At 31.2% G+C, this 14,637-nt stretch carries 9 protein-coding genes; 4 read left to right on the top strand and 5 right to left on the bottom strand.

The window, feature by feature from the left end; translation table 11 throughout:
- Positions 1-104 precede the first annotated feature (104 nt).
- On the bottom strand, positions 105-1,142 hold the full coding sequence (gene ltaE / locus ACREV6_RS02275) for a low-specificity L-threonine aldolase (protein WP_431576414.1): 1,038 nt from the start codon (positions 1,140-1,142) through the stop codon (positions 105-107).
- 163 nt (positions 1,143-1,305) lie between these two features.
- Between ltaE and ACREV6_RS02270 the strand changes: the two genes are divergently transcribed.
- The 3 genes from ACREV6_RS02270 (at position 1,306) to ACREV6_RS02260 (ending at position 7,683) form a co-directional block, all read left to right on the top strand.
- A complete protein-coding gene (locus tag ACREV6_RS02270) occupies positions 1,306-2,652 on the top strand; it encodes a metallophosphoesterase family protein (RefSeq protein WP_431576413.1) in 1,347 nt (448 codons plus the stop codon).
- Between the two features lie 12 nt (positions 2,653-2,664).
- The gene (locus ACREV6_RS02265) at positions 2,665-5,562 is read left to right on the top strand and encodes an ATP-binding protein (RefSeq protein ID WP_431576412.1); all 2,898 of its coding nucleotides are present in this window, start codon (positions 2,665-2,667) and stop codon (positions 5,560-5,562) included.
- A gap of 123 nt (positions 5,563-5,685) precedes the next feature.
- A complete protein-coding gene (locus ACREV6_RS02260) occupies positions 5,686-7,683 on the top strand; it encodes a DNA topoisomerase (RefSeq protein ID WP_431576478.1) in 1,998 nt (665 codons plus the stop codon).
- A gap of 270 nt (positions 7,684-7,953) precedes the next feature.
- On the opposite strand, the gene ACREV6_RS02255 is transcribed toward ACREV6_RS02260, so the two are convergent.
- Positions 7,954-9,714 carry a phosphoenolpyruvate carboxykinase gene (locus ACREV6_RS02255; protein ID WP_431576411.1) on the bottom strand — a complete coding sequence of 587 codons (1,761 nt, stop codon included), beginning with the start codon at positions 9,712-9,714 and terminating at the stop codon, positions 7,954-7,956.
- Between the two features lie 315 nt (positions 9,715-10,029).
- On the opposite strand from ACREV6_RS02255, the gene ACREV6_RS02250 reads away from it, so the two are divergent.
- A complete protein-coding gene (locus ACREV6_RS02250; RefSeq protein WP_431576410.1) occupies positions 10,030-10,962 on the top strand; it encodes a DMT family transporter in 933 nt (310 codons plus the stop codon).
- 582 nt (positions 10,963-11,544) lie between these two features.
- On the opposite strand, the gene ACREV6_RS02245 is transcribed toward ACREV6_RS02250, so the two are convergent.
- From ACREV6_RS02245 to ACREV6_RS02235, 3 genes are all read right to left on the bottom strand, one after another.
- Positions 11,545-11,832: an ArsR/SmtB family transcription factor gene (locus ACREV6_RS02245; RefSeq protein ID WP_431576409.1), complete on the bottom strand. Its 288-nt coding sequence runs from the start codon at positions 11,830-11,832 to the stop codon at positions 11,545-11,547.
- A 3-nt stretch (positions 11,833-11,835) separates the two neighbouring features.
- Positions 11,836-13,095: a D-alanyl-D-alanine carboxypeptidase family protein gene (locus ACREV6_RS02240; RefSeq protein ID WP_431576408.1), complete on the bottom strand. Its 1,260-nt coding sequence runs from the start codon at positions 13,093-13,095 to the stop codon at positions 11,836-11,838.
- 126 nt (positions 13,096-13,221) lie between these two features.
- The gene (locus tag ACREV6_RS02235; RefSeq protein ID WP_431576407.1) at positions 13,222-14,481 is read right to left on the bottom strand and encodes an MFS transporter; all 1,260 of its coding nucleotides are present in this window, start codon (positions 14,479-14,481) and stop codon (positions 13,222-13,224) included.
- Between the last annotated feature and the right edge of the window lie 156 nt (positions 14,482-14,637).

Raw genomic sequence — 14,637 nt, 5'->3', positions numbered from 1 at the left:
GCACTCTTGGCTCAACCACTTTGAATCATCTATTAAGATTATTATATGCTTTTTTTAAATTATTATACTATAAGGCATCAAAAAGCATAAGAAAAAAATGTGGATTATTTTTCAGCAAGAACTTCTTTCATAGAGGTTATAATAAATTTAATATCTTCTTTAGAAACCCAATTATGTGTAACAAAGCGCATTAATCCATCTTCTTCTCCATTAATTTTTATTCCTCTGTTATAAAATTTTTCTACTAATTTATCGCTACTAAATCCAGTAGCACTCATATCAAAGAACACCATATTAATATGTGTATCTTCACTATTTACTGATATACCAGGGATTTTTGATAATTCTTCTCCTAGTAATATAGCATTTTCATGATCTATTTTAAGTTGAGGAATCATTTCGCGCAAGGCTACAAGTCCTGCTGCAGCTAAAATACCCACTTGCCTTAGGCCTCCACCCAAAACTTTTCTTTTCTTTCTTGCCTTGGCAATAAAACTTTTATCACCAGCAAGTATAGAGCCAATAGGTGCACAAAGAGCTTTTGACATGCAAAACATCACACTGTCACAATATTTAGTGATTTCTTTTGCATCTACATCTAGGTATGCAGCAGCATTAAAAAGTCTTGCACCATCTAAATGAACTGGAACGAATTGCTCCTTTGCTAAATTATAAATTTTTTCCATTGTACAGAGTGGTATTACTCTACCACAAGAATGAGCATTTTCTATGCATATAAGACCTGTGCTAGGATAATGAATATCCTCATCTTCTTTTCTGATTCTAGCTTGGATTTGTTTAGGGTCCAGTTCTCCCTTATTACTGGTTAGAGTTCTAAGCTGAACCCCAGCAATTACTGATGAGGCAGCAACTTCATGTATAACTATATGGCAATCATCACCAAGAATAACTTCATTACCACGAGTACAATGGGTAAATAGTGCTAGCTGATTTCCAAAAGTACCACTTGGAACAAATAGTGCTGCTTCTTTGTTAACTAGTTTAGCAGCATATTCTTCTAAGGCTATTACAGTTGGATCATCACCATAAACATCATCTCCAACCTCAGCTGTAAACATAGCTTGTCTCATGTTTTGTGTAGGCTCCGTTACTGTGTCGCTTCTTAAATCTATAAATTTCATATACATATCCCTCCTATGAATAACTATAAATATCATTATAGCTTAAATTTTTTTAAAATTGTATCAAATTATAAAATTTCAATCTATTTGAGTTATATATACAATTGGTTTTATGGTAAAATATCTATAGTGATATCTGAAAAAAATAGGTGGTGGAAAAGTAATGAGTGGAACATTTCGGTTTATTCATGCTGCGGACTTGCATTTAGGATCTTTTCTTAATATAAATGGTAATCCTACAGAAAAAATACAAACCCTATGTAAAGACGCTGTATACGGCGGTTTTGAAAGATTATGTGATACTGCCATTGCGTATAAGGTGGATTTCATATTGATTTGTGGAGACGTATATGATAGTTGTTTAAGGTCAGTGCGAGGCAATAGATTTTTTATTAATCAATGCTTAAGGTTAAGTGAAATAAATATAGGTGTATATGTTATTTATGGCAATCACGATGCTGCAAATGACAAGCAAGAATTATTTGATATGCCTCTAAATGTTCACATATTAAGTTCTGATAATGCAGAGATTTTTGAAGTATGCAAAGATGATGAAATTATAGCTAAAATTGTTGGGAAATCCTATAAGCTTCGATCTGAAAGAGAAAAAATTTATGAAAACTATTTATTGGATAATGATTGTTTTAATATTGCAATGCTACATACTGCAATAGAGTGGGATAATAATAATTATGTTCCCTGCACATTAGAGGAGCTTAAGGCAGTACCAAATATAGATTACTGGGCCCTTGGACATATACATAAAACTAATATTCTAAGTGATACAAGGCCTATTATAGCTTTTCCAGGAATCCCTCAAGGACGTGATATGGGAGAGCCAGGACAGGGCGGAGTTTTCTATGTAGAGGTATCCAAGAAAGAAATTGTTCATATGGAATTTTTGCCTATAGCAACAATCATATATAAAAGAGTAGAAATAATAATTGGACAAGCAAGCAAGATAGAGAATTTTAGTGATTTAACTGGATTGATTTTAGAGAAAATTAGAGAGGTAACGGATGTTCTTCCCAAAATTTCTAATGAATTTGTGCACGTAAAGCAAGCAGTAAATGAGGAATTTAAAGGCTATGTCTTACAGCTAGTAATAAAAGGAAGAACGGATTTGCAGGATAAAATAACTCATATGAAGGAAGATGATTATAAACAGTTTATAGAAGATATAAACCAAGAAATTTCAGAGGGAAAATATTTTCTGTGGATAGATTCCATAATATTTAGAACTTCCCCGCTTATGAAAGATTTTGAAAGTCTCAAAATGCAAAACTCTATTTTTGGGGATTTAGATGAAGTAATTAGCTTATATAGGGAAAAAGGAGAGAATAGAGAAGAACTTGTGAAAAACTGGGGTTCCATTTGGAAAAAGCAAATTTGTACGGAAGATATAGATGAGGATAAATTTGATTTTGATGAAGAAATTATTGAGGATATTATAGTGCAAGCTAGGGAACTAGTAATTGAAAAGCTAGCAGAGGCTTTAGAATTAATGTAGGGGGTGGAGAATTTGAAAATAACACAATTGGATATTAGAGATTTTGGAGTATTTCAAGGTGAAAAGCTAGAAAACTTAGGGGAGGGAATAATAGTTATTGGGGGAGCAAATAGGTCCGGTAAAACTAGCTTAATGCAGATAATTAGAAATATACCCTATGGGTTTTCTCAAAATAGTAATCTACCTCCACCTAAATTTCAATATGATGTGAGATGCGATTTGAAAATCCAGGAGGATAACGGAGTAAATATATTGTTAAAAGGGTTTAGTAATCCAGAGATAGTTTATAAAAATAGCACAGATAATAAGGATAGTAAAGGGTTATATAATATAGATAAGGCAACCTACAGAGAGCTTTTCACTATAAGTCTTGATGAACTTAATAGGAGTTCAGATAAGGAAGATAATAATCTTCAGCCTATGCTACTAGGTGCAGGCTTTAAGCACATTATAAAAATACCGGTGATTTCTAAAGAGTTAAGGGAAAAAGCTAATATTATTGGTGGAACTCGGGGAAATCCATCTACTAAAATGTTTAAGCCTTATACGGAAAATATTAAAAAAAGCGTAGAAGGACGAAGAAAATCCATGGGGCTTATAGATACCTTTGTGAAAAAGAAAAATATGTTTTCAAAGCTTCAAAACACTGTAATTTCAAAAGAATTGGAAATTATAAATAGTAATAACAATATAATTAAATTAGAGATGTTAATGCACAATTATGATCTTAATGAAAATAAAAAAAATCTGGAATTAGAACTTAATAGTTATTTATTTAATCCTGAGGATATAAGAGAATATAATATAGAAAAAGCAAAGGCGCTAAAAACACAATTTATTAAAGAACTAGAAAGATATAATAATGACAATGATGAATTTCAAATTCAAACATCTAGAGATAAGCACACCAAAGAGTTGCTTCTTGAAAACAAGGTGGATATTAGTAACTTTTATAATAGGATATCAGGAATTAAAGAAATGATGAAAAATCTACTCATTATAAAAAAAGAATATTATGAAAAGACACAAACACTAATGAATAAAACTAAAAAAGCTAACAATAATTGGGTTAGTCTAAATATTGTGGAAGAAATTAATTGTGATGAGGTAGAGCAAGACATTTTAATCGGTAACATTGAAAAATTTAGAAAAATAGAATCCGAAACGCTTGCTTGCAATAAAAAAATTGGAGACTATAAAATTGGAAGAGAAATTTTAGAAAAACAAATTAAACCCTATGATTCTATAGTTTATGCTAAAAAATATTTTAATTTCACATTATTCACTATGATTTTAGGACTTGTATTGTTTTTTGTAGATAAATTACTAGGATGTTCAATAATAATAATCGGAGGCATAGGCGCAGCAATATATTTGTTTATAAATTACTCAAATAGCAAACTAATGTTAAATAGAAATTTGGAAACTAAAGCTAGCATTGAAAACTTAGAGATTGTTTTTAAGAAAACTACTGCAGAACTAAAAGATTTAGATGAAAACTCAATAGAAATAAACAATATCATGGATGAGTACAGGGACATTTTAAGGCTTGATGCTAGAGTAACAGCTGAGGGTATTAAGGATTATTTTAAAACTGCAGCTTTTTTAAAGGATGAAATATCCGAATATAATTTATTAAAGAAAAAACTAGACAATGAATTTAGTGTTACCTGTGAATATTTAAGTAGTATTAATGTGTTACTTAATAAATTTGATGATTTTAATACCAAAAATTCAGAGCAAGCACTGGAAGAAAGAATAGACATAAATAATATGGGCAATATTTGCAATGATGCATTACTAAAGGTAGAGGTTTTATATAAGCATTTGATGTTGGGAGAAAAAGCTGAAAAGAGCTTTTCAAAATTGATTATGTTGGAGCAGGAAATAGAAGAGTTTTTAACTAGGGGTAAATTAGCTGTAAATACTTCCTTTGAAGACAATTGGGAGAAAAATCAATATGAAAATGTAATTTTGTCATTAGAAAAATATATAAGTAAGGGTGAAGAGTATTTAAAATATATTAATCATCAGAATGAATTGAAAATTATTAATGATAAGCTATTGCAAGCTATAAAAAGCCAGCGTATAGGGGGATTACTACAGGATGGAAAAAGAGAATTTGCACAAAACAGAGATGAAAATGAAAAGCTATTAGAAATCCTGGAAAATTTATATAAGCAGTATAATAGTGCTTCTGAATTGAATAATGAATATGAGGCTTTAAGTAGAGACAATAAAGAATTGATCAGACAATTAGAGGATTTAAAGAATGAAAAACAGACCGTAAAGGATGAGATTGGAGCCTTGAATTCTGATGACAAATTACTGCAGTGTGAGCAAAATATTAGAGGAGCAAGAAGTCAGTTAAGACCACTTGCAGAAAGATATGCTGTTTATAATACAGCAGCCTTATTCTTAGAAAAAATTAGAGAGCGATTTTTAGAAAGTACCAAGGATAAGCTCTTAAAGGGAGCTAGTGATATTCTGTGTGAAATAACCTCAGGAGAATACAAAGATATTATGCCTATGGAAGATTTAATGCAGGGGGACTTTAAAACAGTACTACGAGATGAGAGTATTATGGAAAGTTCAAAAGAGTTAAGTAGGGGTACAAAAGAACAATTATTCTTGGCAGTTCGTATAAGTAGAATAAAAGAAATTAAGCCAAGCTTACCAGTTATACTTGACGATTCCTTTGTTAATTTTGATATAGCGCATACTAGAAATACTGTTAAGGCCTTAGTAAACCTTTCAAAGACACATCAAATTTTTGTACTTACCTGTCATGCAACCTTAGTAGAACTAATAAGGGCACAGTGTGCGCAGGCTCAATACTTCAAATTAGATAGGGGCAAATTCACAAAAAGTTCAGGTGGAGATTTACAAGAATATCTAAAAACACTATAAGGTACATTTAAGTTTCTTTTGAAATAGGTGTATAAACAATGGTATAATTAATTTTCAAGCATTAACAAGGACATTTAATACAGAGACTAATAATGTAATTTAACGGAAAGTGGAGTGGTACATATCAGTAAGGCATTATTTATTACAGAAAAACCAAGTGTTGCTGCAGAATTTGCTAAAGCCTTAAAAATAAATGGCAGAAAATCTGATGGATTTATAGAGTCTGACAGGGCTGTTGTTACATGGTGCGTAGGTCATCTTGTTACTATGAGTTACCCCGAAAAATATGATGTAAAATTAAAAAAATGGTCTTTAAATACTTTGCCATTTTTACCTAAAGCATATAAATATGAGGTTATAGAGGGAGTAAAGAAACAATTTAATATAGTTAAGAGTCAATTAGTTCGCGAAGATATTGATAGGATTTATGTTTGTACAGACTCAGGGCGAGAGGGAGAATACATATATAGATTAGTGGATGAAATGGCAGGGAGTCCTAACAAGGAAAAACGTAGGGTATGGATAGATTCACAAACTGAAGAAGAAATAATTCGTGGTGTTAAAGAAGCAAAAGAATTAAAAGAGTATGATAATTTATCGGAAGCTGCATATTTAAGAGCAAAAGAGGATTATCTAATGGGAATTAATTTTTCTAGACTTCTAAGTTTAGTTTATGGAAAAACTGTAAGTAATTATCTTGGAAAAAATTATATAGTTATTGCGGTGGGACGTGTAATGTCTTGTGTGCTTGGAATGGTGGTTCAAAGAGAAAGAGAAGTTAGAGAGTTTATTGTTACTCCATTTTATAAGATTATAGGAAGCTTTAAGGTAGATGAAGAATCTATTTATGAGGGAGAATGGAAAGCGGTAGAAGGCTCTAATTATTTCGAATCACCACTTCTTTATAATGAGGGTGGATTTAAAAAACAAGAAGCGGCAGAAAAATTAATAGCAGAACTTAGAGATTCTAGTATAGAAGGCAAAGTTGTGGTTGAGAATGTTACTAAGAAGAAAGAAAATAAAAATGCTCCACTGCTATTTAATTTAGCAGAAATACAAAATGAATGTTCTAAAAAATTCAAAATAAACCCAGAGCAAACCCTTAGTCACATTCAAGCCATGTATGAAAAGAAAATGCTCACATATCCAAGAACAGATGCTAGGGTATTATCTACGGCTGTGACAAAAGAAATCAATAAGAATTTGCAAAAACTAACAAATTTCAAGGGAGACCCTGAAATAAAAAATATAGCAGGAAATATTCTAGAAAAAAAATGGTACAGCAATTTAGCTAAAACAAAATATGTTGATGATAGTAAAATCACAGATCATTATGCGATTATTCCAACAGGTGAAGGTCTTCAAAACTATATGTCTTTAAAGGATATAGAAAAGAAAATCTATAATTTAGTGCTGCGACGGTTCCTTGCAATATTTTATCCTCCGGCTGTTTATAGCAAGGTTTCTGTTATAACCAAGATTGACAAGGAAAGATTTTTTACAACAGATAAGGTTTGCGTTGAACTGGGATATTTGCAGGTTTTAAAACCTGATAATGATAGTAATGACAGCGAAAGCAAAAACATGAAATTTTTGAGTACCTTAAAAAAAGGTCAAATTGTGAATCTGGAAGACTTGATTGTAAAAGAAGGTAAAACTTCTCCTCCTAAAAGATTTACTACAGGTTCAATAATTATAGCCATGGAAAATGCGGGTAAACTTATTGAAGATGAAGAATTAAGAGAGCATATAAAAGGCTCTGGAATTGGTACAAGTGCCACTCGTTCAGGAATTTTAACAAAGCTTGAAAAAATAGAATACATTAAATCTAATAATAAAACCCAGGTAGTTATGCCAACACTGCTTGGAGAAATTATTTATGATGTGGTAAAAAATTCTATACCCACGCTTTTAAATCCAGAATTAACAGCTAGTTGGGAAAAAGGATTAACCATGGTTACCCAAAATGAAATAGCGGGGAATTTGTACATGGATAAGCTTGAAAATTACATTATTAAAAATACTGATAGAGTACTTAAACTAAACAATGGCTTAAGACTTAAAAACAATTTTGATGCTGTAAGTTCATTTTACAAAAATCCTCAAACTGGGGTGGAGTAATTTTATAGGAAACAGTTTGCGGAAGTGGCTGTGGATAACATTTATACTCCACCCTAGGGAGAATTACTTCTTTACATGGTAAAGAAGTATATATTACGTAAACTTCATTTGAGCAAGCTCTAGTAATTCTTAAGTGATTTTAATGGGAGATGCGTTAAGAAAAGTGCATGTTTGAGCGTTAGCGAGTTTGCACTTTTTAGCATCTTTCATTAAAATCAGTTTAGAATTACTTAGCGCAGCGAACAGAAGTTGTAGTAATATATACTTCTTTTATTTTATGATTAACTCGAATAATTTTTTAGCTGCTTTTTTTGGCCCATCTTTTTCCTGACCTTTTATACCTAAGGAAGTTCTAATTTGTCCAACTTTTACTCCTGTTTTAAAGAATTCCTCAAAATACTTTTCTATAAGAACATCTACTAGTTCTTGTTTTTGCACAGGTCCAAAAGGATTTGCAAAATAAGATGTTACAAGGCCCAGTTCAGTGGTGGTACCTTTTGCCATTCTTGCTCCACTTTTGCAAACTGCAATGGCGTCCATTGGATTTGTAAAGAAATTAATTTCTTCATTTTCTTCATTTACCTCTTCATAATTGTTTGCGTAAAGGAATAAATCTATAGGGTATCCCTTAATAATATCTTTATAGCTTGCTACAGGCATAACAAGTCTTGCGTTAATTTTATCAGGATTCATAAATATACTTCTATCGATTTCTTTAAAAGCATAACCTGCATCCAAATCATCCAGTCTTACGAAGGCACCAATTTCTGTTCCAAAGCCTAAGGGTTTGTTACCGCCATTCATAGTTACAACGCCCATGTCATCAAAGACTATAGTCATGTCACTGACAAAATCTTCACTTAAACTTCTAAAGGCTTCTAAGCATTCAGATTTACCTGCACCACTATCACCCATAATAACAACATTTGCGCTTTTACCGTTATTCATAACAATATTTACCATGGCACCATGGATTGGTAAATGACCTCTTTTAATCATTATTAAGTTATGAAGCGTTAAAGCCATCTTTTTTACATATCCAAAATAATCAATTTCTTCACCATAACTTATATAGCCAAGCATAATATCATTTTTTACATCGTCATAAAAAACTGTTTTGATCTTAGGAGAGGGATCTTTAGCATTAATAGAGTCCTTAGCTCCAAAAACAAAAACTATATCCGGTTTAATACCTCTGTATTCTTTCTCTCTTGCCATTTCAAATAGGTTACATAGAGTTATTGCATGAGCCATAAAATCTCTGTGAACATAGATGAATGCAAGAAGTGTTCCTACTTTCGCAGGGTAACAAAACCAATGGTCAGTGCTTAAAGTACAATGCTCTAATGGATTTTCAAAACATTCATTAAAAATACCATCGCGAGTGTTTCTTTTAGGGTAGCTTATATAAGGTAAATCTAGCATTATTGATTCAATAAAGGGAACGTCCTTTAATTTTTCATAACCAGAGGGCATAGGCCAATTTGCATTATTAACAATAAGACCAGCATTGCCACCAGCAGGTAGTTGTCTGTAAACTGTAGGTTTATGGCCAACTACATTCTCTTCAATTTTTCTGTACAAATTAAGTATAAGCATGGAAAAATCATTGTTAGCTTCGATAAAGCTTGTTTTCTCTAAACCCTCATTAATTTTATTGTTTTGAATTACAGTGTATCTTTCAAGCTTTCTCCAGAAACCATAAAAATCTTCTATAAAATCAATAAAGGAATCTTTGTTATTTATAAGGGAACTATATTTAGTATTTAAATTTATAATTTCATTTACATTTAATATAGACAGTAGTTTAAACAAATGTATCATGAAAACATCTAAATCCTCATTTTCTTTGTGAGCATTTTGAATTAAATATTTATAGATATTTGAGTTTTTCTTTTTTATTTTTTTAAGATAAGCATTAAAAACTCTTCTAAAGCCATTACTTTCTAATAATTTTTCAGGACTATTACAGTATTTTGCGGTGAAATTTATCATTACATTATCGTTACTTAGTGAAAATTCTTTTTTCAAATTGGCACCTCCATAGGTTAGTACATAATTTTTTTTAATTAAAATGAATTTTATTTAGCTAAAATTCATCATAAACAACTGAAAATAATTCAATTCTATAATATAATACTCTAAAAATGAAATATTGACAATACTAAAATTGCAAAAATACATTTAAAAATATTGTCAATTAAAAATAAAATTGTAGTGTAATTATTGGTAATTCTAAGATATAATCATATTAGGCGCATGAAAATAAGTAACAAGTCAGAATAGACTAGTATACTTACTTGTTATTTATTTTCAGGTGGATTAAAGAAAAGTAAAGGGTGTGATATGTTGAAAAATAAAAAAATGCCTCATATAATGGCAGTTATCTTAATGGTGATATGGAGCTTATCCTATTTAAGTATAAAGGTTATAGTGGAAGAAGTAGATCCAATATTATCAGCATTTTATAGATTTGCGCTGGCTGCAATAATTTTATTTATAATAATGAAAGTAAAGTACCCTAAAGAGAAGATTTTAAAAGAGGACAAGCTTAAATTAGCCTTGGGTGGTCTATTTGGAGTAGCAATATATTTTATTTTCGAAAACTATTCTGTAGCATATACCTCTGCATCAAATGTGGCAATTTTAATTGCGACTATACCTGTATTTACTTTATTTTCACAAAAAATACTTTATAAAGAGAAGATGACCTATGGAAAAATAATAGGTGCTACCTTAAGCCTAATTGGGATTATTATAATAATTGCATCTAAGGGAAGGGTAAGCTTATTTTCAAAAGGAAGTATAGGAGACTTAATGGCTCTGGGAGCAGTATTTTCTTGGGTGATTTATAACATGGTTTGCAGTAGTTTTAAAAGAAATTATAGAATAATAACTATAACTACTTATCAAATTATGTGGGGGGCATTGTTCTTAAGTCCTTCACTGCTATTTAGTACTTTGCAAGTACCCTCTACTAAAGTTGTATTAAACATAGTGTTCTTATCAATCTTTTGCTCTTGTATTGGGTATATAATATATGTCTATTGCCTAAAAGAACTTGGAGCAACAATCATTACTACATATATAAATTTACAGCCTATTATGAGTTTAATTGCAGCAGCAGTCTTATTAAATGAAGTCATAACTGTTGGGCAGGTAATAGGGTGCACAATCATAATAATGGGGGTAACTTTAGTTAGTTTGGATGGTAAATTTAACTTTAAAAAATTCAAAGGAGGTATGAAATCTCTCCTACGTGCCTTGCAACAGAACTAGAAACTTGAAATTTCATTAAGAAATTCTAATCTTTTGCGAATATAAAATTCTCTAACGCTCACATTCTGCGTCCTGCCTCAGGTTCGCTAGCCTGACTTCCTGTCAGGCTTACGAGAATTTTATATTCGCAAAAGAAGAATTTCTAAATGGAATTTCAATAGTTTTGTCGTTTCTTATTGCAAGTCACTTCGGAGAAATTTCATACTTATATTTTATATACAATTAGAGTATCCCTTAGGTTCACAAAGTAATTATTAATTGCTATGTGCCCTAAGCTGTTTACGGAAAATTTTAATGTGATACTTTTTCTCATAGTATGCTAACAAAAGTATATATTGCGTAAAATGCGTTGAACAAACCATAGTAATTCACAATTTATTTTATTTGTAGCTGCGTGAAGAAAACCACATGTCTGAGCGCAGCGAGTTTGTGGTTTTTAGCAGCTATAAATAAAATAAATTGTAGAATTACTCGGTGAAGTGAACGCATTTGTAGCAATATATACTTTTAGTTATAGCATACTATGAGAAAAAGCACGTAGTGCTAATTTTTTAGTACTACATGCCTTTTGATAAATTTAAATTAAGTTTCATCAGGAAACAGTGCATTTATTACATTTATAATGGTTTCGTTACAAATTTTATAATTAATTTGCAAGCCATTTCTTTCACCTTGTATAATTCCTAAAGATTTTAGCTTTTGAAGGTGTTGAGAAATGGTGGATTGAGGAAGGTTTAGGCAATCTTGCATATAGCTAACATTGCAACTACCTTTGCTCATAAGCCCTCTTATAATACAGATTCTTACAGGGTGAGCAAGAGCTTTTAATAATTCTGAAATTTCTGTATATTGTTGAAAATCCTTATTCATTGCTTATCTCCTTTTAAAACTCATTCTTCTACCACCACGGTTTTTACGTCTGCTAATGGAAGAAATTAAAAACACTATTAAACCTAAAACTACAACTAGTAGAATGGCAACTATAGCGTAAATTATTATATTGTCTTTAATAAGGGTAGATTTTGAAATCATTGGATATAACTTATAACTCTTTTGGGCATCTCTTTGTTTAAATGCTAAAGTTCCAACTGATGTCTCTTTATTAAGCTTCCATGCATTTATGCTATCAGCTTTAACAATAGTTTGTGGTTTGACATCATTATTAAAAGCAGTCACATCCTCTTTTGACTCTAATGGAATATTAATTGTTCTTTTTGGTCCTATGAATGGAATAACCTTATAGGGTACTGAAATTGTTTTTATAGCAGTATTTTTTTTAGTAATTACTTCTTTTTTAGCGGCATAACTAAAGTCAATTAGTTTTTGCATATCTTCAAAGACTTTTGTGTCTTTTGCGTCATTTTCAGAATTCATAACAACTCCTAATATATGGCGGCCATTACGTTCATATATGGAAACTAAACATCTTCCGGCTTTTGTTGTATAGCCAGTTTTACCACCCATGTTACCATCTACACCAAGAAGTTTGTTTCTATTTTGAATAATAGCTTCAGGACCCTTGGTAGATTTTATTGTGCTAGTTTTTTTAGCCATAGATTGCTTTACTCTATCGTTTTTGTAAGCAGCTATACCTAAGATAGTTAAATCATAAGGGGTTGTAAAATGTTGATCATTTTTATCATCCAGGCCATTTGGAGTGATAAAGTGAGAACCTTTCATTCCTAGCTTCGCAGCCTCGGCATTCATCATTTTAGCAAAATTAGCTTCATTTCCTCCAATGTTATCTGCAATCATATACGCAATATCATTTCCAGAATAAAGAAGAAGTGCGTCCATTACGTCATCAGCTGACATAGTATCACCAACTGCTATAGGATGAATATTTAGGTTGTAAGAATAAGGTGGTTGCGCTTTTGCTGATGCAGTATAGATCAAATTGTCCGTGGATTTCTTATTTTCAGCAAGTAATAAAGCTGTAATAAGCTTTGTAATGCTCGCAGGGTACATCTTATTATCAATGTTTTTAGTATAAATAATTTCTTTAGTATCTATATCTACAGAAATAGCAGCTTTACCAATTAAATCTAGTGGCTTAACGGCAGCAAAAACAGTTGTAGAAAAGACTAGTGTAAATACTAGTGCAAATAATAAAAGTCGATTTGTTCTTTTCAATTTTCATCTCTCCATTTACGTTAGATTTTATACTTATCTACTGATAAATACAAAATAAGTATATCATTTTAGTTAATTAAGAACAAGGTACATTGTTTAATCACTTAGGTATAGTAAATTTTACGTTTAGTCCACTAGGGTGAAAATATTTTTTTCCTTTTTCTTTTGGTTTTCATCGTATTTTTCAAGTACACACATAAATATTGATGATATAAGTGCTACCATACCTAAAATTAGCCATGCTGATTCTATGCTAATATGTCCCAAGGCTTTGCCCATAGTTATGGGTCCTAAAGTATAGCCCATGCCGAAGATTATTGGAAGAACGGCATTCATTCTACCACGATGTGACATAGGTGTATGATTTGCAATAAATGGTGTAACGCTTATTGACAAAATAATTTCTCCCAAAGTAAATATGAAAACAGATACAAAGAAGAAAGGTAGTGTATTTAGTATACCTAGCATCCCAAAACCAAATGCATATAGAAGGCCTCCATAGATCATTTTTCTAATGTGTTTCGTGTTTTGTGAGATTTTAGTTATAAGTGGAGTAAAAAGCATAACTATTAATCCATTAAAGCCTGCCATTAAACCATAATATTTAGCTCCTAGATTCAGAAAATTTTGCGTTGAATGGATTGGCATCATAAAAGACCATTGCGAATAAACAAAATTATACCCAAAAGTACAAAATGCAAAATATATGAGTATTGGTCTTTTTAATAACACTGATATTATTGAACCTTCTACTCTGGATTCTAAATTTCTAGCTTCAACTGTAGTCTCTTCTTTTGTAAGATGTATAGTTTCTTTAATGAAAATAGATATTAAACCAAGGGATATAAGTGCGGTTACCGCATCTCCTATAAATACAAGTGATAAATAATTTTCATAGAGAAGCCCACCAATGATTGGACCTATGGCGAACCCAATATTCCATCCCATATAGGATAATGCATAAGCACCATCCCTGTTTTTGGGTGTAGTTAAATCTGCAATAAGGGCATCGTGGGCCGGACCAGCTATAAACATACATACAGATGCAAGCATCAATACGTAAATCATACTCATAGATGGATTCATAAATCCACAAACAATATATAAAATGGCAGATAAAAAATCAAATATAACAATAATTGTTTTCCTGCCAATAATATCAGTTAATTTACCACCAATTATAGATGCAGGCATAGATATTAATCCTGCTATACTAATGTAAACTCCTGACATTTCCTTGGATAAACCGATTTTTTCTGTAAGAATAAGGGTAAGTAAGGGCATAACAAAACATCCCATGGCATTTATAATTTTTGAAATAAAAATAACATATATTTCTTTGGGTAATCCTCTATACGGATCGAGCAATGCTGATATTTTCTTCATTTTTTAGTCCCCCTTTGTAAAAACAAAAATATATGCAAGTGTTGCAATACGCCCTAATTTGATGCTGTGTAAATTCTACCATTTTTTTAATGTTATGTAAATAATAAAAAAGTTCACAGTGTCTAAAAATTTTAGCTTTTAATCATATTTTCAACA

This window comes from Clostridium sp. (assembly GCF_050717515.1).
Taxonomy (GTDB): Bacteria; Bacillota; Clostridia; order Clostridiales; family Clostridiaceae; genus Clostridium_AD.
The sequence above is the reverse complement of the archived record's forward strand: the minus strand, read 5'-3'. Positions and strand labels throughout refer to the sequence as shown.